We start from the raw sequence: 26,281 nt of genomic DNA on the forward strand, positions 1-26,281 counted from the left end.
AGGTGCACCCCAGCGAGATCGCCTACGACTACCACACCACCGTGCGGACCCTGGAGGCCATCGGCAACCGCCCGGCCTTCGGCCTCAACTGGGACCCCTCCCACATGGTGTGGCAGGGCCTGGACCCGGCCAACTTCATCCTCGACTTCGCCGACAAGATCTACCACGTCGACTGCAAGGACGCCCGGGTCGCCACCCGCGACGGCCGCCGCGGCCGCCTGGCCTCCCACCTCGCCTGGGCCGACCCCCGCCGCGGCTGGGACTTCGTGTCCACCGGCCGGGGCGACGTCCCCTGGGAGGAGTGCTTCCGCGCACTCAACCACATCGGCTACGACGGACCCATCTCCATCGAGTGGGAGGACGCGGGCATGGACCGGCTGCACGGCGCACCCGAATCCCTCGCCTACATCCGCTCCCTCAACGCCATCACCCCACCCGAGGCCGCCTTCGACGCCGCCTTCTCCTCCGAGAGCTGACCTCTCTCCCCAGCTCCCGTGAGGCCCGGGGCCGGGTCGCGCACCCGCGCGGCCCGGCCCTTCGTCATGTCCTCATCCCCACGCCGCGACCACGTCGCCGGCGTTCCACGCCAGGCCGACGCCCTCCAGGTCGGGCCGGATTCCGGACAGTGACACCACCGCGAGGCCGCCCGCCTCCGGGTCGAACCCCGGCACCTGTACGGCGTCGCGGCGCAGTGCGGCCAGGTCGTGGCCGTCGAACGGCGTGCCGAGCCACTTGATCGAACCCGCGAACAGCACCCGCCGTGCCACCGGCGCCCCGTCCGCGCCGACCAGGTCCACCTCCGGGGAGAACCGGCGGTTCCACCAGCCGCCGACGGCCTCCGCGTCCGGCCAGGGCAGCTCTCCCGCCGCGGCGGCCATGCCCAGGGCCTGTCTGACGACCGGTTCGACGGCCCGGCCGCGCAGACTCGCCCAGCGTCGCCGTACGAGCCGGAAGGCGAGGTCGGGGCGTCCTCGACGGGAGTGTTCCGCCGCGGCGCGCAGGACGCCGAGGTACATCCGCAGGTTGTGGTCCCGTATGCGGTACAGCGCCGGCTTCCCCGGCTGGACGGACAGCGGTTCGTCCATCGCCAGGACGCGCTTCTCGCCGGTGAGCCTGCGCAGGAGAGGGGAGAGCGACCCGGACTGCAACGGACCCTCGCGTCCGCCCGCCGTCGCGGCGATGGCGGCGTGGGTCCTGTCGCCGCTGCCGACCGCTTCCAGCACCCGGCGGGCCTGGTCGGGCGAGGGGAACTCGGCGAGAAGGACGGATTCGGGCACGCCGAAGAGGGCGGACGCGGGGTCCTCGCACTCCTGCCGGATGAACTCCATCGGGGGAGTGCCGTGCGGCCAGGCACGCAGGACCCCGGGCAGCCCCCCGCTGGCGAGGTACGCGTCGATCGCATCGCCTCCGGTCAGGCCCAGTGCCCCGGCGGTCTCCGCGGCATCGAGCGGGTCGAGTGCCATGGTGTCGGCCCGCCCGTAAAACGGCCGGTCTAGGCGGTCAGCCGCTCCATGAGGTGCAGATCGCTGCCGAGCAGGAGCAGGAGAACGGGCTTGACGGACAGGAGTCTGTCCCAGGCCGTCTGCAGCGCGCCGTCGAACAGGTCGTCCTGTTCCGTCAGCCAGGGCATCTCGTCGACGACGACGACGGAGGGGGTCGGCGGGATCGCCGCGTGCAGCACGCGAAACGCCTCCGGCCAGCTTCCACTGGTGACGCGGACGACCTGCTCGGGATCGGCGGGTAGGCACGACTCCCTGAGTTCGGCGCAGAACTCCGCGACCGCCTCAACCGGCGACATCCCCTTCGTGGCGGTGAAGAAGAGGTACGGCACCCCTGCCCTGTCGCAGAACTCCTGAACGAGCCGGGACTTGCCGACCTGCCTGCGTCCCCTGATGGCCATGGCGGAGCCGGCGCCCGTCCGGCTCACCCGGTCGAGGCGCTTGGTCAGGGCGGCCAGCTCTCGCCGCCGGCCGATGAAAGGAACCGCGCCCACCGCACTCCTTGTGTAGATGACATCTACGTAGATGCAATCTACAGGCCTGCCCGGGCGCTAGAGGGTACGGCGGGGTGGGAGCAGGGCGTTGACGCGGTCGGAGTCGGGCCAGACGTAGGGAAGGTCGTCGGGGTCGCCGGGGAACTTCGGGCCGTAGAAGTCAGGATCCTTGCGCAGCAGGGCCGAGCGGTGACTGAGGTGGAGGGCGTGGTCGCCGAGCCACGGCGGCAGTTCGCCCGCCTCCGCGAGGGCCGTCTGGGTTCGGGGTGTCCCGATGCCCCGGCACTCGAGCAGCTCCCTGCTCATCGTCCCGGCGCAGGTGTCGGCCCGGCCCAGGTCGCACCAGGCCGCGACGATCTCCAGGCCGTAGCGGACCAGCGCCTCCTCGTAGCCGGCCCACATGTGCGCCACCGGATGGTGCCGCCAGCCGTACCCGGGGACGGTGAGCGTACGCAGGACCTGCAGGGCCTCGACCCGCTGCTTGCCGAGGCGGAGTGGGTCGAGGACGCGGGCGGTGGCCGAGAAGTCCGGGTACGGCAGGAACGTCTGCATGACGCCGGTCTGGCTACCCGGGTCCGCCGGAGATATCCCCGCACGCAGGGAGATCTCCGGCGGAGGCGGTGTCAGTCGAACAGGACGATCTGCCGGAGCACCTCGCCGCCGCGCAGGGCGGCGACGGCCTCGTTCAGGTCGCCGATCCTGATCCGGGAGCTGATCATGCTCTCCAGGTCGAGCTTGCCCGCCTTGTAGAGGTTCACGAAGCGCGGGAAGTCCCGGCGGACGTCGGCGTCGCCGTACAGCGAGCTGAGGATGTTCTTGCCCTCGAACAGCAGGGAGAAGGCGGTCAGCGGCACCTGGTCGTCCATGGCGCCCGCGCCGACCACGATGACGTCGCCGCCGCGCCGCGTCGCCTGCCAGGCCGTCATGATGGCGGCCGACTTGCCGACCACCTCGAAGCCGTGGTCGAAGCCCTGGCCGCCGGTGAGCGTGCCGATGGCGTCCATGAGCTGGTCGGGGGTGCAGGCGTGGGTGGCGCCCACCTTCTTCGCGAGCGCGTGCTTGGACTCCAGCGGGTCGATCGCGAGGATCGTGGTCGCGCCGGAGATGCGGGCGCCCTGGATCACCGACAGGCCGACGCCGCCGCAGCCGACGACCGCCACGGTCGCGCCGGGGCGCACCTTCGCGGTGTTGAGCACCGCGCCGACGCCCGTCGTGATGCCGCAGCCGATCAGCGCCGCCGCCTCGTACGGCACGTCCGGGTCGACCTTGATCGCGCCCTGCCACGGCACGATGATCTCCTCGGCCCAGGTGCCGCACCCGGCCATGCCGAACGCCGGGGTCTCTCCGCCGAACCGGAAGCGGGGCTCGGTGAAGCTCTTCATCATGTACGTCATGCAGAGGTTCGGCTGACCGACGTTGCAGCTCGGGCAGTCGCCGCAGGCGGGCGTCCAGTTGATGATGACGTGGTCGCCCGGCTGCACGGTGGTCACGCCGTCGCCCACCTCGACGACCTCGCCCGCACCCTCGTGGCCGGGAATGATCGGGAGCGGCTGCGGAAGCATCCCGGTGAGCACCGAGAGGTCGGAGTGGCAGACGCCGGTGGCCCTGACCCGCACCCGGACGTCACCCGGGCCCACCGGCGTCAGCGTGAAGTCGTCTCTGATGTCGAGCTTTTCGTCGCCGACCGCGTGCAGAAGCGCGCCGCGCATGGGGACCTCCTGGTGTTTCCGGGGGTGGAGTTCCGCGCGGTCACTCGTCGTCGAGCGACAGCGCGGCCTTGGGGCAGGACCGGACCGCGTGGCGGACCCGGTCGAGCAGTTCGGCGGGCGGCTCGGGCATCAGCACGTGGAGGTTGTCCTCGTCGTCGACTTCGAAGACCTCCGGTGCCAGGCCCATGCAGACGGCGTTGGCCTCGCACACGTCGTAATCGACCTTGATCTTCATGGCGCGTCCTCCTCCTGGGCGTCACGTCACGCTGGAGTTCACACGCTATCGCCGAGCTTGCGGTGGTCCCAGGAGACGACGCGAACCGGCTCGACCACGTAGGCCACGCGCTTGCGCGCGGTGTGCTCGACGTAGCCCCGCGCCTCGGGGCCGTCGACGGGCATGCCGGTCATCCGCCGGGTGACGTCCAGGCCGATCTCCAGGACGGCCGCGGGGTCGTCGATCGGTCGCGCCTTCCCGTAGACGAGCACGCCGCGCAACTGCGCGTACTCCTCCCCGGTCTCGATCAGGCAGCTCACCCGAGGATCGCGCTCGATGTTGCGGGCCTTCTGCGACTTGCCGTACGTCCAGAACGTGACGCGGCCGTCGTCCAGCCCGTAGAACATCGTGACCAGGTGGGGCGTGCCGTCCGGGTTGATCGTGCCGAGCTGGAGCTTGCGGGCGTCCCGCAGGAGCCCGGCGATCTCTTCCTCGCTCATCGCGATACGGGCGCGCTGGTTCACGAAGCAAAGTAGAACATGTTGCATCAGGGCGGACAAGGGGCAGGCCGAACATCGTTCGGGTCGTTGGGTAGGGTGCGCCTCATGCTGACTCCGATGCCCGACGACCTGCGCCGCGCCGCCGAGGAGGCGCGCGGTTTCATGCCGCTCGCCGAGGGCGAGGCGCTGTACGAGATCGCCTGCGCGTACGGCTCCCGCGGCCCGATCTGCGAGATCGGTACGTACTGCGGCAAGTCGGCGATCTACCTGGGCGCCGGGGCGCGGCGGGCGGGCACGGTGGTCTTCACGGTGGACCACCACAGGGGATCGGAGGAGATCCAGCCGGGCTGGCCGCACCACGATCCCGAGCTGGTGGACCCGAGGACCGGGCGGATGGACTCGCTGCCGTTCTTCCGGGACACGATCGCCGCCGCCGGCCTGGAGGACGAGGTGATCGCGATCGTGGGCGCCTCGGCGACGGTCGCCCGTCACTGGTCGACCCCGCTGGCCGTGCTGTTCATCGACGGCGCCCACTCGGAGGAGCCGGTGACGGCCGACTACGAGGGGTGGGCGCCGCACGTGATGAAGGGCGGCGCGCTGGTCTTCCACGACATCTACCCCGACCCGGCCGAAGGCGGGCAGGCGCCGTACCGGGTCTACCGGCGCGCGCTGGAGTCGGGCGCCTTCCGCGAGGTGCGCGTGACCGGGTCGCTCCGCGTGCTGGAACGCCTCTGACGGAGCGTCCCGGCACGCGTTCAGCCGACGACCGCGACGGCCTCGACCTCGACCAGATGCTCGGGTACGTCCAGCGCCGCGACGCCCAGCAGCGTTCCGGGCGGCACCGGGGTGACCCCCAGCTTCGCGGAGGCCCGGGCGACCCCCTCCAGGAACAGCGGCATCTTGGCGGGAGCCCAGCCGACGACGTAGACGGTCAGTTTCGCCACGTCGTCGAAGGAAGCGCCGGCCCCGGCCAGAGCGGTGGCGACGTTGAGGTAGCACTGCTCGACCTGGGCGGCGAGGTCGCCTTCGCCGACCGTGACCCCGTCGGCGTCCCAGGCGACCTGTCCGGCGACGAAGACCAACTTCGACCCGGTCGCGACCGACACCTGCCGGTAGGCGTCGATCTCGGGGAGTCCCATGGGGTTCAGCAGGGTGATGGCCATGCTGCCACCTCCTCAATAGTCTCTTGTGGTTACTGAGGAACTGTAGGAGAGTGGCGGCTGACAAGGAAGAACGCACTTTTCAGTGACAGGGGAACCTCATGGTGACCAAGCAGTTCAGCGGCTCGCCGGAGGAAGCGGACCTGACGCGCGCGGACTCTCTGGCGCGGGAGATCTTCTCGGACATCGCCAACAAGTGGGCGTTGCTGATCATCGAATCCATCGGCGATCGCACCCGGCGCTTCAGCGAGTTGCGCGACGAGATCGAGGGCGTCAGCCACAAGATGCTCACCCAGAATCTGCGCATGCTGGAGCGCAACGGCCTGGTCGAGCGGACCGTGCACCCCACCGTGCCGCCGCGGGTCGACTACACCCTCACCGAGCCGGGCCGCGCCCTGCGGGCGGTCGTCGACGGAATGTGCGACTGGACCCACCGGTACCTCGGTGACATCGAGGCCTCTCGCAGCCGCTTCGACGGCTGACAGCCGCGTGCGGCCGGCTTGTCAGGCGCGGGCGCGCTCGCAGCCGCACTCGCCGGTGATGCGGGCCTCCCGGCCGCCGGCGTCGCGGAAGATCCCCGAGCCGGGGGTCGCGTGGGCGAGCGCGTCGGCGGCGAGCACCACCGCGGCTGCCGTGTAGCCCGACCGCTCGTCGGGGAAGTGCCGCTCGTTCGCGAACTGCCATCCGGTCCAGTAGGAACCGTCCTCGTGGCGCAGGTGCTGCATGTCGGCGAACACCGCCAGCGCGCGCTCCCGTAACCCGGCGGCGTCGAGCGCGAGCACCAGTTCGCACGACTCCGCGCCGGTCACCCAGGGCTGGTCGGAGACGCAGCGCGCGCCGAGGCCGGGCACGACGAAGGTGTCCCACTCCAGGTCGAGGCGCCGGACCGCCGCCGCGCCGCGTACGGCGCCGCCGAGCACGGGGTAGTACCAGTCCATCGAGAACCGGCTCTTGTCGGCGAACGCCTCCGGGTGGTCGGCGATCACGTGGCCGAGCTGGTCGGCGGCGAGCTCCCAGTCGGGCTGCGGGTCGCCCAGCCGTTCGGCGAGCAGCGCCCCGCACCGCAGGCCCTGGTAAATGGAGGAGGATCCGGTGAGCAGGGCGTACTCCGCCGGACGGCCCTCGGCGTCGCGCTGCCACAGCACCTCGCCGCGCGCGGTCTGCAGGCCGATGACGAAGTCGAGGGCCCGGGTCACCGCCGGCCACATCGACCGGGCGAAGTCCTCGTCGCCGGTCACCAGCAGGTCGTGCCAGACCCCCACCGCGATGTACGCCGCATGGTTGGACTCCCCGGCCGCCTCGGCGGGCTCGCCGTCGCGCACCTTCATCGGCCAGGAGCCGTCCGGTCGCTGGTGCCGTACGAGCCAGTCGTAGCCCTTGCGGGCCTCCTCGCGCAGCCCGGCGACGGTCAGCGCCATCAGGCACTCGATGTGGTTCCACGCGTCGATGTGGCCCTCGGGCCAGGGCACGCCACCCTGCTCGTCCTGGATCGCGGCGATGCTCTCGGCCGTACGGACGACCTGCTCTGGGGTGATGATTCCCGAAACGTCCGGCAGCCGCCTCATGCGGGCTTCCGGACGTAGACCACCACGCTCTTGCCGATCAGGGGGTTGAGCACGGCCTCGGCCAGCCGGGTGGCGAGGGGGCGCTTCATGATGTCCCAGACGAGAAGCTCGTGGTAGGCCTTGGCCAGCGGGTGCCCGTCGTCGTTCACCCCGACCGCGCACTTGATCCACCAGTACGGCGAGTGCAGGCCGTGGGCGTAGTGGTGGCCGCCGACATCGAGCCCGGAGGCCTTCAGCTTCGCCTGGAGCTCCGCCAACGTATAAATCCGGATATGTCCGCCGGGGGCCGTGTGGTAGTCCTCCGACAGGGCCCAGCAGATCCGCTCGGGCAGGAAACTCGGCACCGTGATCGCGGCCCGGCCGCCCGGCTTCAGCACGCGTACGATCTCGCGCATCGCGGCCATGTCGTCGGGGATGTGCTCCAGCACCTCGGCGGCGATGACGCGGTCGAACGACGCGTCGGGGAACGGCATGTCGAGGGCGTCGCCGACCACGGTGTCGCCGGTCGCGCCCGCCGGCACCTCGCCCTCCTTGTCCATGGCCGCGAACATGGCCGCCACGCTCTCCATCTCGGCGGCGTCCATGTCGAAGGCGACCACGTCGGCGCCCCGGCGCAGCACCTCGAAGGCGTGCCGGCCACCACCGGCCCCGAGGTCGAGGACACGGTCGCCCGGTCCGACGGGCAGCCGGTTGAAGTCGACGGTCAGCACTCGCTGCCTGCCTTTCGTCAGTTCTGGGGAGTCACCGCGAGGGGGTGTGGGCGGCGATGGCCTCGTGGTAGGCCTCGACCGTGCGGCGGGCGACCACCGGCCACGCGTAGCGCTCCATGACGCGCTCGTAGCCGCGCCGGCCGAACTCGGCGCGCTCCTCGGGGGAGTCGAGCAGGCGGCGCAGCACGGCGGCCAGCTCCTCGGGGTCGCCCGGCGTCACCTGCACGGCCGCGTCGCCGACCACCTCGGGCAGGGCGCCCGTACGCGAGGCGACCAGCGGCGTGCCGCACGCCATGTGCTCGACGGCCGGCAGCGAGAACCCCTCGTACAGCGAGGGGACCACCGCGACGTCGGAGGTGGCGATGAGCTCGGCCAGCTCCTCGTCGGGGATGCCGTGCACGAACCGTACGCGGTCGTGCAGGGACAGCTCGTTGACGAGCTGTTCCGTGGGCCCTCCGGGGGTGGGCCTGCTCACGACGGTGAGGTTGACCTCTCGCTCGGTGGCGAGCTTGGCGACCGCCCGCAGCAGGGTCGCCACGCCCTTCATGGGCGAGTCGGCGCTGGCCACGGCGACGATCGAGTTGTCCCGCTTCGGCAGTTCCGGCCGGGGGTGGAAGAACCGCGTGTCGACCCCGAGCGGGATCAGCCGCATGTTGGACTGCGGCACGTCGAAGTCGCGGTGGATGTCGGCCAGCGACGACTCGCTGACCGTCAGGATCGGGCTGAGCCGTGGCGCCACGATGCTCTGCATGCGCACGAAGCCGTACCAGCGGCGCATCGACAGCCGCTTCCAGCCCTTGGCGGCCTTCAGCTCGATCCGCCGGTCCACGCTGATCGGGTGGTGGATCGTGCCGACCACGGGGAGCAGCTTCTTGATGCCGAGCAGGCCGTAGCCCAGCGTCTGGTTGTCCTGGACGACGTCGAAGTCGCCCCGCCGCCTCTTCAGCTCGCGGTAGGCCCGCAGGCTGAACGTCAGCGGCTCGGGGAAGCCGGCCGTCCACATCGTGGCGACCTCGAGCGCGTCGATCCAGTCGCGGTATTCGTCGAGCTTCGGCGTGCGGAACGGGTCCTCGTCGCGGTAGAGGTCCAGGCTCGGCACCTTGTTGAGGATCACGCCCTCGTCCAGCTCCGGGTACGGCTGGCCCGAGAAGACCTCGACGTGGTGGCCCAGAGCGACGAGCTCGCGGCTGATGTGGCGCAGGTACACCCCCTGGCCGCCGCAGGTGGGCTTGCTGCGGTAGGACAGCAGCGCGACTCGCAGCCTCTCCGCCAAGAGGCACCCCTTTCCAGCCGGTTTCCCGCCGTGCCCCGTGGGGCTGCTGCCAGGAACACTACCATTTGACCTTAGATGGGGTAGGTGAGGTGGAAAGGGTCCTCGATCGACTGTCACCCTGCCCGACCTGGGGTGTTAGCTTACCCGAACGAGATTCGGTGTAACACGTTCTAGCGGCGCATATGTAGGACGTGGCCGGGCAGGGCGGTACATTCGCCTCTCATAGGCCAAGTTGGGCGCTACGAGGAGGATCCGTTGGCCAGGCGTGCGCTGATCACCGGCATCACCGGTCAGGACGGCTCCTATCTCGCGGAACACCTGCTGAGCGAGGGATACGAGGTCTGGGGCCTGGTCCGGGGGCAGGCCAACCCCCGCGTCCCGCGGGTGCGCCGGCTCCTGCAGGACGTACGGCTGGTCCGCGGCGACCTGCTCGACCAGGGGTCGCTGATCTCGGCCGTGGAGAAGGTGCAGCCGGACGAGGTCTACAACCTGGGCGCCATCTCGTTCGTGCCGATGTCGTGGGAGCAGGCCGAGCTGACCGGCGAGGTGACCGGCATGGGCGTGCTCCGCGTGCTCGAGGCCATCCGCGTCTGCTCGGGGATCACCGCCTCGCGGGGCTCGGCGGCCGGGCAGATCCGCTTCTACCAGGCGTCGTCCTCGGAGATGTTCGGCCAGGTCAGGGAGACGCCGCAGACCGAGCGCACCCCCTTCCACCCCAGGTCGCCGTACGGCGTGGCCAAGGCGTACGGGCACTTCCTCACGCAGAACTACCGCGAGTCGTACGGGATGTTCGCGGTGTCGGGGATCCTGTTCAACCACGAGTCGCCCCGGCGGGGGGCCGAGTTCGTCACCCGCAAGGTCTCGCTCGGCGTCGCGCGGATCAAGCTCGGCATGGCCGCGGAACTGCGCCTGGGCAACCTGGAGGCGCGCCGCGACTGGGGATTCGCCGGCGACTTCGTCCGCGCCATGCACATGATGCTGTCGGCCGCCGAGCCCGAGGACTACGTCATCGGCACCGGGCGCATCCACTCGGTGCGCGAACTGGTCGAGGCGGCGTTCGCCGCCGCCGATCTGGACTGGGAGCGGTACGTCGTCTGCGACGCGGCCCTGCACCGCCCGGCGGAGGTCGACCTGCTGTGCGCGGACCCGAAGAAGGCCCGCACGCAGCTCGGCTGGGAGCCGACGGTGTCGTTCGAGGAGCTCGTGGGGATGATGGTCGAGGCCGACCTGCGCCTGCTCGCCGACGGCGGCGACCCCGAGCAGGACTCCTCCTGGGCCTGACATCCCCCTTGCGGGCCGCGGGCCTGGCCTCGGCCGTCCAGGATTGACACAAAACCTACCAACTGTGCATGCTTTATCGCATGTGGCGATCGGACGGTGCTGCGTCTCCTGACCCGGCGTCTCCTGGCTTGGCGTCTCCTGGCTTGGCGTCTCCTGGCTTGGCGGTCCCCGGTCCGGGATCCTCGGCGCGGCGCGGGCACGAGCGGGCCGTGCTCGGCCTGCTGCGCGCGCACGGTCCGCTGAACCGGGGCGAACTCGGCCGGCGGTGCGGCCTGTCGCGCACGACCCTGCACGAGGCTCTCAGCGGGCTGCTGGCCGCGGGCGCGGTGGTCACGGCGGCGCCGGACGACGGGCCGCGCGGCAGGGGCCGCCCCGCCGGGAAACTGGCCCTCAACACCGCGGTGGGCCAGGCCGTCGGCATCGACTTCGCCCGTCGCGCGGTGCACGTCGCGGCCGTGGACGTGACGTACGAGGTCCTGGGCACGGCGGGGGAGGCCCACGCGCCCGGCCTGCCGTGGCCGGACCGGGTGGCGCTCGCCGAGCGGCTCGTCCGGAGGGTCGTCGGCGGCGAGCCATGGCTCAGGGCGCTCAGGGGCGTCGGCGTGGGCCTGGTGGGCCCGGTGGCCGGGGCGGCAGCGGTGGCCGGCGTCGAGTCCCTCCTCCGGGACCGCTTCGGCGGGCCGGTGCTGCTGGACAACAACACCAGGCTCGCGGCGCTCGCCGAGTCGACGTGGGGCGCGGCCGCCGGCGCCCAGGACGTGCTCTATCTGCGACTGTCGTACGGAGTCGGCGGCGGGGTGGTGGCAGGAGGGGCGCTGCACCGCGGTGCCGACGGGGTGTCCGGGGAGATCGGGCACATCCCGGTGGACCCGGAGGGAAGGCGCTGCGAGTGCGGCGGCACGGGATGCCTGGAGACCGTCGCCTCGATCAGGGCGGTGCTCGACGCGTACCGTGCCCGGGGCGGACGCGGCGACAGCCTGCCCGCGCTGATGGCCGCCGTGGAGGCGGGCGACCCGCTCGCCCTGGGCCTGCTGCGCGACGTCGGCGTCCAGATCGGGCGGGTGCTCGCCGCGTTGTCCAACGCGATCGGGCCCAGGGTGATCGCCATCGGCGGGGAACTGGCCGAGATCGGTGCTCCGCTCCTGGGGCCCGTGCAAGAGGCCCTGCACGCGGGCGCGGTGCCGATCTCGCGCCACCGGCTGACCCTGCGCCGGGCGGCGCTCGGCGACGTCGCGGGCGCCCTCGGCGGCGTCGCGCTGGCGATGGGGGAGTCTCCGCTGCTGTCGCGCTACGCGGCCGCCGAGCCGGAGACCGGCCCCGCGGGCTCGCGCGCCGGCCGGTACGGCGCGGTCGCGGCCGGGCGACGCCTGGCGCTGACCGGCTGACCACGCCGCCGGCGGCTGTGGCGCCCGTCAGCCGAGGGTGACGGGCAGCGTCTTGATGCCGTTGATGAAGTTGGACCTCAGCCGCTTGGCCTCGCCGGCCTGCCGGATGCCGGGCAGGCGCTGGGCCAGCACCTCGAACAGCACCCGAAGCTCCAGCTTGGCCAGGTGGTTGCCGAGGCAGAAGTGCGCCCCGCCCCCGCCGAACCCGATCTGGGGGTTGGGATCGCGGCCGATGTCGAACTCGTCGGGCCGCTCGAACACGTCGGCGTCCCGGTTGGCCGACGCGTAGAAGACCACCACCTTGTCGCCCTCGGCGATCTTCTGGCCGCGGATCTCGCTGTCCGCGGTGGCCGTACGCCGGAACAGGTTGACCGGGGACACCCAGCGGACGATCTCGTCGGCGGCCGTCCTGGCGAGGGAGGGGTCGTCCACCAGGCGCTTCCACTGGTCCGGATGCTCGAAGAGGGTCAGCATGCCGCCGGACGCCGCGTTCCTGGTGGTCTCGTTGCCCGCCACGATGAGCAGCAGGACGAACAGGTCGAACTCGTCCTCGGTCAGCGTCTGCCCGTCCTCGTCGGGCTGCAGCAGCTTGGTGACGATGTCGTCGCGGGGCTCCTGCCTGCGTGCCTCGGCGAGGGTGTGGGCGTACGAGTAGACCTCGAGGGCGGCGGCCTGCCCCTCCTCCGGGCTGGTGGAGTAGTCGGGGTCGTCGCTGCCGATCATGCGGTTGGACCACTCGAAGATCTTGTCCCGGTCCTCGACCGGCGCGCCGAGCAGCTCGCAGATCACGTACAGCGGGAGCGGCGCGGCGATGTCCCGCACGAAGTCGACCTCGGGCTTGTCCCGGACCTCGTCCACCAGCGCGTGGCAGATGTCGCGGATGTGCTCCTCCAGCCGCCCGATCTGGCGCGGGGTGAAACCCCGGTTGACCAGCGAGCGGCGCCGGGTGTGGTCGGGCGGGTCCTGGTTGAGCATCATCAGGCGCTGGAGCTCGCGTTGCTCCTCGGGCATCTCGTCGAACAGCGCCAGCTTGCGGGCCGAGGAGAACAGATCGGAATGGCGGGAGACGTGGACGACGTCCGCGTGCTTGGTGATCGCCCAGAATCCGGGCCAGTCGTCCTGCCCCTCGTGCCAGTAGACGGGCGCGTTGGCCCTGAGCCAGCGGAGCTGCTCGTGCGGGACCCCGCTGCGCGTGTAAAGGTCCTTGTCGACGAGGTTGATTTCCATGCATCCACCTAATCGGGTTCGGCTGCCCTTGGTAAGAGGGATGATCGCCCTGTCGGCGCGGTACGTGTGGTCGACGCCTGCTCGACCTGAAATCGATCTGAAACGTGTTCTAGTACGCGTGCGACGGCCCGTCAAGGGACCCGGAGGTGACGGAGCGCTGGCGCGTCCTATTCCTCCTGGCCGGGCCACCGGCCCGTGCCGGCGTGGCGTTCGCGCAGCCGTTTGACGATCTCCGCCAGCTCGGCACGGGTGTGGATGCCGAGCTTGCGGTAGATGCGGGCCAGGTGGGTGTCCACGGTCCGCTTGCTGATGGACAGCTCCGTCGCGACCTGGAGGTTGCTCAAGCCGCGCAGGACCAGGTCGGTGACCCGCATCTCCCCGGCCGTCAGCGGTGACGGGCCACCGGCATGCCCGCCGCGGGGCCGTCCGCCGGTGCCGGCGAGGCTGCGCTCGGCGAGCGCGGCGAGTCGCACGGCGCCGCGGCCGTCGGCGAGCGCGTACGCCTCGCTGAGCATGTCGTGGGCCCGGCGCGCATCCCCGGCGGCCTGCAGGGCGATGCCCATGCGCACCATCGCGCGGAGGCGTTCCATGCCGCCCTCGGCCCCGTCGAGCACGGTCAGCGCCTCGGTGAGCAGGTCGAGGCGGCGATCACCCTCGGCGGTCGCGCTCATGGTGCTCAGCGCGCGGCCGATGCCGTAGGGGGCGCCCCAGGCCCGGGCCAGCTCCAGTTCCTCCTCGGCCAGGCGGCGGGCGGTCACGCGCTGGCCGAGCCGCATGTAGGCCAGCGCCGCCTGGCCGCGCCAGCCCCCGCAGGCCGGGTTGACCACCCCGGCCGACAGCAGCTGCCGCCCGGCCTCCAGCAGGGCCCGCAGCCCCTCGCGTACGTCACCCCTGGCGATCGAGACCCGGCCCTGGGCCTCCAGCAGGGCTCCGTGCAGGAAGGGATGCACCGGCTCGCGTGCGGCGACCTCGTCGAACAGCGCGTGTGCGACGTCGAGTTCGTCGCGCTCGAGGAGCGCGCGGGCCGCGCAGGACACCGCGGCGGCGTGCAGTCCGAAGGCGTGCGACGCCCGCGCGAAGAGGATGGCCTCACGCGCGTGCGCCAGCGACGCGCGCAGCTCCCCCCTGCGGTAGGCGACGTCCGACAGCAGCGTGACGGCGAGGGCCTGCCCGGTCACCGAGGCGTGCGCCCGCGCGTCGGCGGCCACCTGCTCCGACCAGTACGCCGCCTCGTCCACGCGGCCCGCCCACAACAGCGCGATGACCAGCGTCGGCGGGATCGGCCCGCCCCCGTCGAGGCAGCGCCGGGCCAGGGCCAGGGTGCGCTCGCGGTGCTTTCCCCTGGCCGCGCCGGACAGCGCGGCGGTGGCGAGGTAGTCCTGTGCTCCGGCGCTGGTGCCGGTGCCGAGGTGGCGCATCGCCGCGCGTGAGCCGTACGACTGGCCGGTGAGCAGCGCCTGCGCGCTGAGCCTCAGCAGCACCTCGCGGCGGTCGGGAAGCCGGCCGTCCGGGTCGTCGTCGAGACCGCGGGCGACGTCGCAGAAGGCCGAGGCGGCCTCCGGGGAGTTGAGCGTGAGCAGGGTGGTGGCGAAGGGAGCCAGGGAGTCGGCCCGCTCGCCGACGCCGTCGGCGAGTGCGGTCACGGTGCGGAAGTGCCGCAGGCAGGCGGGGATGTCGAGGTGCACCACGACGGCGCCCAGCTCGGCGGTCACCTGGAGAACGGTCTGGCCCTTGGCCGTGGCGAGTGCCCGGTGGAGGTAGCGGGTCGCGTCCTCCCAGGCGTTCTCGGAGACCGCCTCCCGCGCGGCCTCGCGCAGCACCGACACGGCCCACGGGTCACCGGTGGGACTGGCCGACAGCAGGTGCCGGGCCGACCGCTTGGGTGGCGAGCCGAGGCGGTGCAGCAGCGAGGCCGCCCGCCGGTGCAACTCGTCGCGCGCGCGAGGATCCATCCGCGCGAGGATCGTCGACTGGACGAGGTCGTGCGTGAACCGCTGCGGGGGGCTGCCCTCCAGCAGGCCGGCCCCCGCGAGTGCCTGTCCCGCCTCCTCGGCCGCGACCGCGCCGTACCCGGCCAGCATCGCCGCCGTCTCCAGCCCGGCGTACGGCGCGATGATGGCCAGGCTCTGCAGGAGGGTGAGGATGGACGGATACCTGCCGCCGAGCCATTCGAGGACGGTCTCCGACAGAGCGATGGCGCCGATCCGCTGCACCCTGGGCAGCTCCGAGCGGTCCGGCAGGACGTCGGCGGCGGCCAGCCGTGCCGCCGTCTCCAGCAGGAGCAGCGGGTTGCCCTTGGTGAGGCGGTGACAGGCGCTCACGATCTCGTCGTCCACGGAGGCGCCCAGCGCCGACTCGACGAGCGTGGCGGCGCATTTCCGGCACAGCGCGGAGGGCCTCAGCGACCGCGCGTACGGCAGCGCCAGGATGTCCCGGACCGTCTCGCCGGCGCTGCGGTCGTCCGCGTCGCAGGTCAGGATCATCGCGATGGGCAGGCCGTCGAGCCGCCGGGCGATGTAGGAGCACCACTGCGCCGACTGAGGGTCGGCATGGTTGAGGTCGTCGACCGCGATGATGAGCGGCTGTCCCGCGGTCAGCGAGCGGGTGGCCCGGTAGAGGTCGTCGAGCAGCGTGGCGGGCACGCCCGGCGCGCTCCCGTCGTACGCCACGGCCGTCATCGCGGGCGCGTGCACGTTCGCCTCGAGGACGGCGGCGGGTACGCCGAGCTCGGCCGCCCGTCCCGAGCCGCTCATCATCGGGTCGAACAACTGACGGACGATGCCGAACGCGAAGGAGCGCTCGTCGGCGTGACCCCGGGCGCTCAGGACCACTCCACCCGGCCTGCGCGCCAGCGCGGCGTGCAGCAGCCGGGTCTTCCCGATTCCCCGGGTGCCCTGAATCACCAGTACGGCCGGCCGCCCATCGGAAAGCCCGGCCAGTACGTCGTCGACGACCTCTAGCTCCTTGTCACGGTGCAGTAGTACCGGCCGCCCTGAGGCCATCCCTACCCCCGGACCACATGCTTATTTTTCCGACACACGGATCATGCCGGACAGGGTCGGCCTTCTGTCAATACGTGAAATCTAGTCGAGTAAACACACAATCACCGACAAGTAGTGGTTGATTCCCGTCAGGATTTCCGGTCCGATGACTGGGGTGAATCGCCCATTCGTAGCCGGAACCCTCACGCGTCCGGGAATTCGGGCGGCCGAATCGCCGCGACGGCCCGGCGCCCGATGCCGTCGGAGCCCGTGGGGCATACGTATTCCGCCGCGCGGCCGGCGCATACGCATCGCCGTACGCACCAGTCCGGATTCCGCGTTGTGCGGGCGATGCGTACGTATATATCCGTATGGCGATAAATACGTCTTTACTTCCTCCTGAATCCAATGGAATTCTCCGCTCATCGGCTAATCGCGCAGTGAATGGCGGGGGGCATGGAACGGCCACGGCTAAAGGCGCACTTCACCACCGAAGTCCTCGACGACGCGAAAGTCTTCCTTCTGGCGGAGGGCCAGCACTATCTCGTACGCGGCGCGGGCTCGGGCCGCGTCCTTCCCTATCTCGACGGCCGGCACACGGTGATGGACATCGTCCAGGCACTGGCCGGCGAACTGTCACCGGCCCAGGCGGTCCTCGCCATCCGGCGCTATGAGGCCGCCGGTCACCTGGTCGAGGGCCGGCCGGCCCTGACCGATCCGGTGCTCGCTTTCTGGGACGCGCAGGGCATCGACCCCGCGGCCGTCGTCACGGCCCTGGAGCAGACCTCCTTCCGCGTGTTCGCGGGCACGGGCGTCGACCCCGGACCGGTCGAGGCGCTGCTGCGCGAGCACGGGCTGCGCACGGATCCGCACGGCGACGGCATGGTCGTGGCGGTGGTCGACGACTACCTTGACCCGGGTCTGGAGGAGCTCAACGCCGAGTGCCTGGCGGCCGGGCGGCCCTGGGTGCTGGTCAGGCCGGCCGGCACCGTGGCCTGGCTCGGACCGCTGTTCCAGCCGGGTGACACGGGCTGCTGGGCCTGCATGTCCCAGCGGCTCGAGGGCAACCGGCAGGTCGAGCGTTACCTGGCGGGCAAGCGGGGCGGCGGGCGGCCGACCCATCCGGTGCGCGAGGCTCTGCCGGGCGGCGTGGCGGCGGTGGGCGGGCTGCTCGCGGCCGAGCTCGTGCGGACCGCCGCCACCGGCGAACCCTCGACGCTGCAGGGCAAAATGATCACGGTCGACCTGCGCACGCTCACCACCGCCGAGCACCAGCTGATCCGGCTGCCGCAGTGCCCGGTGTGCGGCGATCCCTCGCTGATCCGCGAGCGCGAGCCGAAGGTGGCGCTGGCCTCGAGGACCGCCCGGCACGTGACCGACGGCGGCTACCGGGTCGAGCAGCCCTCGGCGACGTACGCCCGGCTCGAGCGGCACGTCAGCCCTTATCTGGGCGCGGTCACCGGGCTGCGCCCGTGGACCGGCGAGGACAACGGGGTTACCTACAGCTACACCGCGGGTCACAACTTCGCGATGCTCGGCGACAACATGGACCTGCTGCGCCGCAACCTGCGCGGGCAGAGCGGCGGCAAGGGCCGGACCGAGGTTCAGGCCAAGGTCAGCGCGCTGTGCGAGGCGATCGAGCGCTACTCGGGCGTGTGGCGCGGCGAGGAGCCGGTGCTCAAGGCGGCCTACGCCGACATCGGGGAGGGCCTCGCGGTCCACCCGGACGACCTGCTGCTGTTCTCGGACAAGCAGTACGGCGACCGGTCCGCCTGGAACAGCGACCCCTCGCACCGGCTGCACCTGGTGCCCGAGAGGTTCCGCACCGACCTGCCGCTGGACTGGTCGCGGGCCTGGTCGCTGACCGCCGACGAGGAGCGGCTGATCCCCGCCGGATACGCCTGGTACGGCCACCCCGACCTGGAACGTCACTTCTACTGCGTCGGCGACTCCAACGGCAGCGCCTCGGGCAACACCCTGGAGGAGGCGATCCTGCAGGGGTTCTGCGAGGTGGTGGAGCGGGACGCGGTCGCGCTGTGGTGGTACAACCGGGCCCGCAGGCCCGCCTTCGACCTCGACTCGCTCAACGAGCCGTACGTCGACACGCTGCGCGAGTTCTACGCGGACATGGGCCGCAGCCTGTGGCTGCTCGACCTGACCACCGACCTCGGCGTGCCGGCCTTCGCCGGCGTCTCCCACCGGCTCGACCACCCGGTGCAGGACATCATCGTGGGGTTCGGCGCCCACCTCGATCCCCGGATCGCCGCGCTGCGGACGCTGACCGAGGTCAACCAGTTCCTCCCCTCCGTACGCCGCAGGGACGAGAACGGCGAGACGATCTATCACGACGACGACATCGCCACGCTCCGCTGGTGGAAGGGCACGACCATCGAGAGCGATCCCTGGCTGCTGCCCGACCCCGCGCAGCGTCCCCGCACACTCGCGGACCACGTGGTGCCACAGGACACCGACCTCGCGGCCGACGTCGAGACCTGCGTCGCCCGGGCCGCCGCCTGCGGGCTGGAGATGATCGTGCTCGACCAGACCCGGCCGGACCTGGAGCTCAACGTGGCCCGGGTGCTGGTTCCCGGGATGCGCCACTTCTGGCGCAGGCTCGGCCCGGGCCGCCTGTACGACGTCCCGGTGGCCCTCGGCTGGCGGACGCAGCCGGCCACGGAGGAGGAACTCAACCCCACGAGCGTCTTCTTCTGACCCGATAGGGGGAGCGATGCACACCGTTGAGGTGCGGCTGCGCCGTGACGCCGGCCTGTCGGAACCAGGGGAGACGCCGGGGGCGGTCACTTTGACCACGCCGTTCGGCCCGGCCGCGCTGCGGGGCCTGCCCGCGGGCGCGGTCGCCGCGCTGCGCGTGCTCGCGGGCGGCGGTGCGAGCGAGGAGGAGCTGGCCGGGATCGTCACCGGGCACGACGGCGAGGGCGGGCTGCTGCGCTGGCACATGCTGCTGCGCAAGCTGTCGGCCGGGGCGCTGCTGGAGCGGGCCGTGGCGCCGTCCGGCGGTGAGCCGGTGGCCGTGCTGCGTCCCTACGGCGGCGGCCCTCTGCGCCCGGCCGCGCCGCTCGCCGCGGACACCCGGGTGCGCCTGTCGAGGTTCGCCGTCGCGGGGCCGGAGGACGGCAGGCTCGTGGTGCGCGCGCCCCGTAGTCCCCTCGGGGTCGAGCTCGCCCCGGCCGCCGCCCCGCTGCTCGGCCTGCTCGCGGACTGGACGACCCCGGCCGCGCTCGCCTGCCCCGGCCTGCCGGCCGGGACCACGGCGGCCGTCCTCGGATTGTTCGCCGATGCCGGGCTGCTGGTGCGGCCGACGCCGGAGGGAGAGGACCCCGAGCGCGGCGCCGCACCGCTCGCCCAATGGTCGCCGGCCGACCTGTGGCTGCACACCCGCACCCGGGAACCGCGCACGACCGGGCGTTACGGCGGCACCTATCCCCTGAAAGGTGTGTGGGATCCGCTGCCGGCGACGCCGCCCGCCTTCCCCGGTCCCCGGATCGCCCTGGAGCCTCCGGACCTGGACGCGATCGCGAAGACCGAGGCCGGTCTCACCGAGGTGCTGGAGGGCCGCCGCTCGATCCGCGAGCACGACGCCGCCGCCCCGATCACCCTGGACCACCTGGGCGAGCTGCTCTACCGGACGATGCGCCAGCGGCGCACGTTCACCGGTGAGGACGGCCAGGAGCTGGCCGACCGGCCCTATCCGTCCGGAGGCGCCGTCCACGAGCTGGAGGTCTACCCCCTCGTCGTCTCCTGCGAGGGTCTGGAGCCCGGGCTGTGGCACTACGCCGCCGACGCGCACGCGCTGGAACGGGTGGCCGATCCCGGCCCGGCGACCCGGATCCTGCTCGACCGGGCCAGGTCGGCGGCCATGATGACCGAGGACCCCCAGGTCCTGCTGATCGTGACGGCCCGCTTCGGCCGGGTGATGTGGAAGTACGAGACCATCGCGTACTCGCTGATCCTCAAGCACGTTGGCGTGCTGTACCAGACCTTCTACCTGGTGGCCACGGCCATGGGTTTGGCGGTCTGCGGGCTCGGCGGCGGGGACGCGGCGGAGTTCGCCGCGGCGAGCGGCCTCGACCCGCACGCGGAGGGCAGCGTGGGTGAGCTCCTGCTCGGCAGCAGGCCGGGTGCCGCGGCGGGGACGCCGCCGCGATGGCCGACGGGGGGGCCGGCGTGAAGTTCCGGTTGAAGGCCCTGCAGCGGATGCGGGAGCCCGACGAGCTCGACTCCCCGACCCTGCTCGCCTCTCCGCGCGGCTGGATCGCCACGTTCGTCGTGCTGATCGTGGTCGTCGCCGCGGGGGCGTGGTCGTTCGTCGGCCGGTTGCCGGTCACCGTCACCGCCAAAGGACTGCTGACCCGTCCGGCGGGCACCGCCGAGCTGCAGAGCCCCTACACCGGGACCGTGCGGACCATGATGGTGAGCCCCGGCCTGCGGGTGGTGCGTGGTCAGGCGGTGGCGGAGGTCCTGCGGGCCGACGGCACCGTGCGCACCGTGAGCAGCCCGTTCGCGGGCGAGGTCGTCACCACGTCGGCGAGCGTGGGCGCGATGGTCCGCGAGGGCGACGGGCTGCTCGCGATGGAGCGGACCGACGATCCCCACGACCGCCTGGTCGCGATGCTGTTCGTGCCGGGCGACCACGCGCTCGGCATCGCCCCCGGCCGGATGGTCGACCTCGCGGTCGCCGACGCCCCGCCCGGAGTGTTCGGGCTGCTGCGCGGCAAGGTGACCTCGATCAGCCCCTACCCGCTGATGGCGGAGGGCGTCGCCGGCCTCGTCGGCGGGGACCTCGCGGCGCGCGGCTACGTCACCGCGCAGCCGCCCCGCCTGGTGGTCGTCGACCTCCTCCCGGACGCGGCGACCCCCTCCGGCTACTCCTGGACGACCGAGACCGGTCCCCCGACGAAGCTGCGGTCGCAGGTCACGGTGACGGGCACGGTCACGCTCAGCAGCCAGACCCCCTTCAACCTGCTCCTCGGACGCTGAGAAGGAGACGGATGAGCCAGGTCACGGCGCCCCGCGCCGACGCCCAGCCGCCCCGCGCCCCGCGCAGGCGCGCTCATCCCCGAAGGGGCGGCCGGCGCGGGAGCACACCGACCGTCATCCAGATGGAGGCCGTCGAGTGCGGGGCGGCCGCCCTCGCCATGATCCTCGGCCACTACGGCAAATTCGTGCCGTTGGAGGAGCTGCGGGCCGCCTGCGCGGTGTCCCGGGACGGTGCCAAGGCGTCCAGCGTGATCGCCGCCGCACGCAAGTACGGGCTGGAGGCCAAGGGCTTCCAGATGGAGCTGGACGACCTGCGTGACGTCGTCAAACCGGCGATCATCTTCTGGGCGTTCCAGCACTTCATGGTCGTCGAGGGCATCCGTACCCGCTTCGGCAGGCAGGCGGTGGCGGTCAACGACCCCGCGAGCGGTCCCCGCCTGCTCGACTGGGACGAGTTCGACTCGGGCTTCACCGGCATCGTGCTGACCTTCGAGCCCGGGCCCGGGTTCCGGCCCGGCGGCCGCCCCACCCGGGTGGCCGAGGCGCTGCTGTCGCGCCGCATGCCCACCGGCCGGGCGCTGCCGCTGGTGCTGCTGGCGAGCCTGCTGCTGGTCGTGCCCGGGATCATCGCGCCGGCGTTCAGCCGGGTGTTCATCGACCACATCCTCACCGGCCGCAGTCCCGGCTTCATCCTGCCGCTGCTGCTGGCGATGTCGATGACCGCCCTGGCCATGTTCGTGCTGACCTCGGTCCAGCGGCACTACCTGCTGCGGATGGAGATACGGATGGGGCTGGTCAGCTCCGCCCGTTTCTTCCGTCATCTGCTGCGCCTGCCGGTGGAGTTCTTCCTGCAACGCAGGCCCGCCGAGGTCTCCAGGCGGGTGTCGGCCAACGACACGGTCGCCGAAATCCTGTCCAGGGATCTGGCGATCACCGTCGTCAACCTCGTCCTGGTGCTCTTCTACGCGGTCGTCCTGATCCGGTACGACCTGCTGCTCGGCCTCATCGGCGTGGGCATGGCGCTGCTCAACATCGTGGTCCTGCGGCAGGTGTCGAGGGCCAGGACCGACGCGGTGGCCGCTTTGCGGGCCGACCTCGGCAACCTCACCTCGGCCACCTTCAACACGCTGCAGCTCGTGGAGACCGTCAAGGCCACCGGCGCCGAGCCCGGCGCGTTCCAGAGATGGGCCGGTTTCCTGGCCAAGGCCGTGACCGCCCGGCAGCGGCTGGGTGTGCCCAGCGCGGTCATCACGGTCGTGCCACCGCTGCTCGCCGGGGTCAACAGCGGGCTCATCCTGCTCGTCGGCGGCCTGCGGGTGGTGGACGGCGCGGTCAGCGTCGGCCTGCTGGTGGCCTTCCAGAGCCTGCTCGGCGCACTGTCGCGGCCGGTCACCCAGCTCACCAACCTCGGCGGGCGCCTCCAGTACATCTCGGCCGACATCACGCGCCTGTACGACGTGGAACGTCACCCCCGCTCGCCCGTCTTCGACCGTGAGGACAGGCCCTTGGGCAGCCGCCTCGACGGGTCGATCACCTTCGACGAGGTGACGTTCGGCTACAACCCGCTGGCCAAGCCGGTGATCAGACAGGTGTCGTTCTCGGTGGTGCCCGGCCGCCGGGTGGCGATCGTGGGGAGCTCGGGAAGCGGCAAGTCGACGATCGGCAGGCTCGCGGCGGGGCTGTACGGGCCCACCTCGGGCCGGGTGCTGCTCGACGGGCGCGACCGCCAGGAGATCTCGCGGACCGAGCTGGCGGCCTCGATCGCGTACGTGGACCAGGACATCTCGCTGTTCGAGGGCACGGTGCGCGACAACCTCACGTTGTGGAGCGACGACGTCTCCGACGAGGTCGTCACCGCCGCGCTGCACGACGCGGCCATCTTCGACGTCATCTCCGCCCGCCCCGGCGGGCTCAACAGCGGGGTGCGCGAGGGCGGGCGCAACTTCAGCGGCGGCCAGCGTCAGCGGATGGAGCTGGCCAGGGCGCTGGCCGCGCAGCCGACCCTGCTCGTCCTCGACGAGGCGACCAGCGCGCTGGACCCGGAGACCGAGCGGGTGATCGCCGACAACCTGCGCCGCCGGGGATGCGCCTGCCTGATCATCGCTCACCGGCTGTCGACCGTACGGGACGCCGACGAGATCCTCGTGCTGCACGAGGGCGAGGTGGTGGAGCGCGGCATACACGAGGACCTGGTGCGCCTCGGCGGGCACTACGCGCGGCTGATCGAGAACGCCCGGACGGGCGGCGAGGGAGCGGACCAATGAGCGTCTCGACCGTGGCGGAATCCCCGGCGTTCTCGTCGTTCTTCACCGACGCGGCCACGCCCGTCGACTACTCGGCCGACCGGCTGCTCGTGCTCGCCGACCTGCGCGAGGTGCTGCTGGTCGAGCACGGCGCGGTCGACCTGTTCGCCGTACGCCTGGAGAACGGCAGGCCGGTCGGCAGGTGGAACTACCTGTGCCGGGTGCGGCAGGGCACGCTGATGCTCGGCTCGCCCCGGGGACCCAGGCACAGCATCGTCGGGCGGCCGGTGCTCGGCACCCGCGTGTCGCGCCTGCCGCTGGCCCGGCTGGAGGGCCTGTCGGCCCGGCGCGTCCACGGCCCGTCCCGATCGGGCAAGGCGGTCCGCGCCCTGTCCACCCGCGAGTACGGCCTGGCGGTGGGCGAGTTCGTGCGGGGCCTGGATGCCGGGGTGGTGGCGCTCGCCGCGTCGATCCGCGACACGCTGCCCCCGCGCGACTTCGTCCCGCTGGTGCCGCACGAGCCCGTCGTCGTCCGCGAGGGCGAGGCCGTCCGTTCGGTCGACGGCGTCCAGTGGATCACCGTCGAGGACGGCGTGGTCGAGATGCCCGAGGGCGTCGCCGGTCAGCTCAGCGCGGGCGCCGAGGTCTGCGTCACCGAGCGGGACTGGCTGGTGGCGCTCGGCCCGGCCCGGCTGCGCGCCCGGTCGACCCTCGACCTGCTCGGCGAGGGCGCGCTGTGGCACCGGTGGGTCGAGTACACCACCCGCTTCCTCTACACGATCGACCGGCGGGTCGAACGCCGGAACTCCGCCGAGCTGAAGGTGCTGACGAGCCGGGCCGAGCGGGGCGGGGACGTGCTGCGCACCACCGCCCGCGGGTTCGACACGCTGGTGCGCGACACCGAGGCGCGGGTCCGCCTCGCCGACGTCGCGGGGGATCCGCCCGCACTGGCCGCCGCGCGCCTGGTGGCCTCGCACGCCGGCTTCTCGGTGACCGCACCCCCGCAGGGAGGGGCGCACGGCGGCCGGATCGACCCGCTCCAGGCCATCGCGCTCGCCTCCGGCGTGCGCACCCGCAGGATCAGGCTGGACGACCGCTGGTGGCGGCGGGACATCGGGCCGATGGTGGGCTACCTCACCTCCGACGGTGCGCCGGTGGCGCTGCTGCCCATCGGGTCGCGCTACGTCATGGCCGCGCCGGGGGAGGAGCGCGTCACCCCGGTCACGGCGGCGGTGGCCGGCACCCTGACCCGGCACGCCGACGTGCTGTACGAGCCGCTGCCGCCCACCGTCGCCGGGGTGGGCGGGCTGCTGCGGTTCGGGCTCGCCAAGAACCGCAAGGACCTGTGGACCCTGCTCAGCCTGGGCACACTGGTGGCCGTCATCGGCCTGCTGGTGCCCGCCATGACCGGCCTCGTGCTCGGCACGTACGTGGCCAGGGCCGAGCGCGAGATGATCGTGCAGGGCGCGCTGCTGGTGATCGCGGGCTCGCTCGTGGCGGCCGCGCTGTCGGTGGTGCAGAACTTCGCCGCGCTGCGCATCGAGGGCAGGTCGTCGTCACGCCTGCAGGCGGGCGCGTGGATGCGGCTGCTGTCGCTGCCGGCGACGTTCTTCACCAACTACTCCACCGCCGAGCTGGGCACCACGGTCCTCGGCGTCAGCGCGGTGCAGGAGACGCTGTCCGGCGTCATGACGACGGCGGCCCTCGGCCTGTTCGCCGGCCTGGCCAACCTCGTGCTCGTCTACTTCTACGACGTGGGGCTGGCGCTGATCGCGACGGCGCTCGTGCTGGCCGGAGTGCTCGTGTGCGCGGTCGCGGGCTGTTTCGAGGTGCGCCTGCAGCGCCGGCTCTACACGCACGAGCAGCGGCTGTCGTCCCGGGTCTTCCAGCTTCTTACGGCGGTGCCGAAGCTGCGGGTGGCGGCGGCCGAGGACCGGGCCTTCGGGGTCTGGGCGTCGCAGTTCCTCAGGGCGCGCAGCATCGGCGTGTCCGCCCGCCGGGTGCAGAACTTCGTCACGACCTTCAACGCCGGCTTCCCCCTGGTCGCCTCGGTCATCGTCTTCGCCGTGGTGGCCGGGCCGATGCTCGGGCAGGTGGCCGTTCCCGCGTTCCTGGCGTTCTTCGCCGCGTTCAACCTGCTGCTGGCCTCGGTGCTGCAGTTCACCGGCGCGGCGATCACCGCGATGAGCGTGGTGCCCATGCTGGAGCGGATGCGGCCGATCCTGGCGGCCGAGCCGGAGGAGCACACGGGCAAGGCCGATCCGGGCGAGCTGTCGGGCCGGATCGAGCTGTCGCGGGTGTCGTTCCGGTACGGCGAGGACGGGCCGCTCGTCCTGGACGAGGTGGACGTGTCGATCGAGCCCGGTGAGTTCGTCGCCGTCGTCGGCCCGACCGGCAGCGGCAAGTCGACGATCCTGCGGCTGCTGCTGGGCTTCGAGTCGCCGAGCTCGGGCACGGTCCTGTACGACGGCCAGGACCTGGGCGAGCTGGACATCGGCGCGGTGCGTCGCCAGTGCGGGGTGGTCCTGCAGAACAGCGCGCTGCTGGCCGGCGACATCAAGACCAACATCATCGGCAGCACCGATCACACGACCGACGACGCGTGGGACGCCGCCGGCATGGCGGGAATCGCCGACGACATCGCGAACATGCCCATGGGCATGCACACGGTGCTGTCGGAGGGCACCAACACGTTGTCGGGCGGGCAGCGCCAGCGCATCATGATCGCGCGCGCTCTCGTCTCGCACCCCCGCATCGTGCTGTTCGACGAGGCGACCAGCGCGCTGGACAACCCCACCCAGAAGATCGTCACGGAGAGCACCCGCCAGCTCAACGCCACCCGGGTCGTGATCGCCCACCGGCTCTCGACGATCAGGGACGCCGACAGGATCGTGGTGCTCGACCGCGGGCGCGTCGTCCAGCAGGGCAGATACCACGAGCTGCTGGAGGACGCCGGCGGGTTGTTCGCCCGGCTGGCCCGCCGGCAGATCTGACGACCGGAGACGTGTGCGCCGCCGGCGGACCCGGGGTCCGCCGGCGGCG

The 26,281-nt window shown here is 72.0% G+C and carries 22 protein-coding genes; 10 read left to right on the top strand and 12 right to left on the bottom strand.

Annotated elements, in window-relative coordinates:
- A partial coding sequence (locus HHX41_RS14065) for a sugar phosphate isomerase/epimerase (RefSeq protein ID WP_182906342.1) occupies positions 1-476 on the top strand: 476 nt, incomplete at its 5' end.
- Between the two features lie 72 nt (positions 477-548).
- Here the strand turns inward: HHX41_RS14065 and HHX41_RS39690 are convergent.
- The 6 genes from HHX41_RS39690 to HHX41_RS14090 form a co-directional block, all read right to left on the bottom strand.
- Positions 549-1,463: a DUF234 domain-containing protein gene (locus HHX41_RS39690; RefSeq protein ID WP_220504054.1), complete on the bottom strand. Its 915-nt coding sequence runs from the start codon at positions 1,461-1,463 to the stop codon at positions 549-551.
- Positions 1,464-1,492: 29 nt separating this feature from the next.
- Complete coding sequence (locus HHX41_RS39695) at positions 1,493-1,993, bottom strand: ATP-binding protein (protein WP_220504055.1); 501 nt, start codon at positions 1,991-1,993, stop codon at positions 1,493-1,495.
- A 57-nt stretch (positions 1,994-2,050) separates the two neighbouring features.
- Positions 2,051-2,545 carry an MSMEG_6728 family protein gene (locus HHX41_RS14075; RefSeq protein WP_169984315.1) on the bottom strand — a complete coding sequence of 165 codons (495 nt, stop codon included), beginning with the start codon at positions 2,543-2,545 and terminating at the stop codon, positions 2,051-2,053.
- Between the two features lie 71 nt (positions 2,546-2,616).
- On the bottom strand, positions 2,617-3,702 hold the full coding sequence (locus HHX41_RS14080; RefSeq protein WP_169984314.1) for a Zn-dependent alcohol dehydrogenase: 1,086 nt from the start codon (positions 3,700-3,702) through the stop codon (positions 2,617-2,619).
- Positions 3,703-3,742: 40 nt separating this feature from the next.
- Entirely contained in the window at positions 3,743-3,937 is a 195-nt protein-coding gene (locus tag HHX41_RS14085; protein ID WP_169984313.1) for a ferredoxin, read from the bottom strand.
- A 38-nt stretch (positions 3,938-3,975) separates the two neighbouring features.
- Positions 3,976-4,440: a pyridoxamine 5'-phosphate oxidase family protein gene (locus HHX41_RS14090; RefSeq protein WP_169984312.1), complete on the bottom strand. Its 465-nt coding sequence runs from the start codon at positions 4,438-4,440 to the stop codon at positions 3,976-3,978.
- Between the two features lie 81 nt (positions 4,441-4,521).
- On the opposite strand from HHX41_RS14090, the gene HHX41_RS14095 reads away from it, so the two are divergent.
- Positions 4,522-5,151 (top strand): class I SAM-dependent methyltransferase, encoded by a 630-nt coding sequence (locus tag HHX41_RS14095; RefSeq protein ID WP_259400966.1) that lies wholly within the window; start codon positions 4,522-4,524, stop codon positions 5,149-5,151.
- A 20-nt stretch (positions 5,152-5,171) separates the two neighbouring features.
- Here the strand turns inward: HHX41_RS14095 and HHX41_RS14100 are convergent, their stop codons facing one another.
- Complete coding sequence (locus HHX41_RS14100; protein WP_182906343.1) at positions 5,172-5,579, bottom strand: RidA family protein; 408 nt, start codon at positions 5,577-5,579, stop codon at positions 5,172-5,174.
- A 98-nt stretch (positions 5,580-5,677) separates the two neighbouring features.
- On the opposite strand from HHX41_RS14100, the gene HHX41_RS14105 reads away from it, so the two are divergent.
- Positions 5,678-6,058, top strand: a complete 381-nt coding sequence (locus tag HHX41_RS14105) for a helix-turn-helix domain-containing protein (protein WP_169984310.1) — start codon at positions 5,678-5,680, stop codon at positions 6,056-6,058.
- Between the two features lie 21 nt (positions 6,059-6,079).
- Here HHX41_RS14105 and HHX41_RS14110 read toward each other — a convergent pair whose 3' ends face one another.
- The 3 genes from HHX41_RS14110 to HHX41_RS14120 are packed head-to-tail and all read right to left on the bottom strand — an operon-like array spanning position 6,080 to position 9,124.
- Positions 6,080-7,141: a prenyltransferase gene (locus HHX41_RS14110; protein WP_182906344.1), complete on the bottom strand. Its 1,062-nt coding sequence runs from the start codon at positions 7,139-7,141 to the stop codon at positions 6,080-6,082.
- On the bottom strand, positions 7,138-7,851 hold the full coding sequence (locus tag HHX41_RS14115) for a methyltransferase domain-containing protein (RefSeq protein WP_310741983.1): 714 nt from the start codon (positions 7,849-7,851) through the stop codon (positions 7,138-7,140). The genes HHX41_RS14110 and HHX41_RS14115 overlap by 4 nt, the downstream gene beginning before the upstream one ends.
- Before the next feature lie 31 nt (positions 7,852-7,882).
- Entirely contained in the window at positions 7,883-9,124 is a 1,242-nt protein-coding gene (locus HHX41_RS14120) for a glycosyltransferase family 4 protein (protein ID WP_182906345.1), read from the bottom strand.
- A gap of 255 nt (positions 9,125-9,379) precedes the next feature.
- On the opposite strand from HHX41_RS14120, the gene HHX41_RS14125 reads away from it, so the two are divergent.
- Together HHX41_RS14125 and HHX41_RS14130 are read left to right on the top strand one after the other, a co-directional pair.
- A complete protein-coding gene (locus HHX41_RS14125) occupies positions 9,380-10,405 on the top strand; it encodes a GDP-mannose 4,6-dehydratase (RefSeq protein WP_182906346.1) in 1,026 nt (341 codons plus the stop codon).
- Between the two features lie 158 nt (positions 10,406-10,563).
- The gene (locus HHX41_RS14130) at positions 10,564-11,790 is read left to right on the top strand and encodes an ROK family transcriptional regulator (RefSeq protein WP_220504057.1); all 1,227 of its coding nucleotides are present in this window, start codon (positions 10,564-10,566) and stop codon (positions 11,788-11,790) included.
- A gap of 27 nt (positions 11,791-11,817) precedes the next feature.
- On the opposite strand, the gene HHX41_RS14135 is transcribed toward HHX41_RS14130, so the two are convergent.
- Positions 11,818-13,017: a cytochrome P450 gene (locus HHX41_RS14135; RefSeq protein WP_182906348.1), complete on the bottom strand. Its 1,200-nt coding sequence runs from the start codon at positions 13,015-13,017 to the stop codon at positions 11,818-11,820.
- 167 nt (positions 13,018-13,184) lie between these two features.
- Positions 13,185-16,019: an AAA family ATPase gene (locus HHX41_RS14140; RefSeq protein WP_182906349.1), complete on the bottom strand. Its 2,835-nt coding sequence runs from the start codon at positions 16,017-16,019 to the stop codon at positions 13,185-13,187.
- Positions 16,020-16,454: 435 nt separating this feature from the next.
- Here HHX41_RS14140 and HHX41_RS14145 point away from each other — a divergent pair, with 435 nt between their 5' ends.
- From HHX41_RS14145 to HHX41_RS14165, 5 genes are read left to right on the top strand one after another with little or no spacing between them, the layout of a single operon-like run.
- Positions 16,455-18,710, top strand: coding sequence for a TOMM precursor leader peptide-binding protein (locus HHX41_RS14145; protein ID WP_182906350.1), 2,256 nt, complete (start codon positions 16,455-16,457; stop codon positions 18,708-18,710).
- 16 nt (positions 18,711-18,726) lie between these two features.
- Positions 18,727-20,187 (top strand): SagB family peptide dehydrogenase, encoded by a 1,461-nt coding sequence (locus tag HHX41_RS14150; protein WP_182906351.1) that lies wholly within the window; start codon positions 18,727-18,729, stop codon positions 20,185-20,187.
- A complete protein-coding gene (locus HHX41_RS14155; RefSeq protein WP_182906352.1) occupies positions 20,184-20,996 on the top strand; it encodes a biotin/lipoyl-containing protein in 813 nt (270 codons plus the stop codon). Before HHX41_RS14150 ends, HHX41_RS14155 begins: the two co-directional genes overlap by 4 nt.
- An 11-nt stretch (positions 20,997-21,007) precedes the next feature.
- Complete coding sequence (locus HHX41_RS14160) at positions 21,008-23,260, top strand: NHLP family bacteriocin export ABC transporter peptidase/permease/ATPase subunit (RefSeq protein WP_182906353.1); 2,253 nt, start codon at positions 21,008-21,010, stop codon at positions 23,258-23,260.
- Positions 23,257-26,232 carry an NHLP bacteriocin export ABC transporter permease/ATPase subunit gene (locus HHX41_RS14165; RefSeq protein WP_182906354.1) on the top strand — a complete coding sequence of 992 codons (2,976 nt, stop codon included), beginning with the start codon at positions 23,257-23,259 and terminating at the stop codon, positions 26,230-26,232. The genes HHX41_RS14160 and HHX41_RS14165 overlap by 4 nt, the downstream gene beginning before the upstream one ends.
- The last annotated feature ends 49 nt before the right edge of the window (positions 26,233-26,281 follow it).

It is taken from the genome of Microbispora sp. H13382, assembly GCF_014161445.1.
Lineage (GTDB): Bacteria > Actinomycetota > Actinomycetes > Streptosporangiales > Streptosporangiaceae > Microbispora.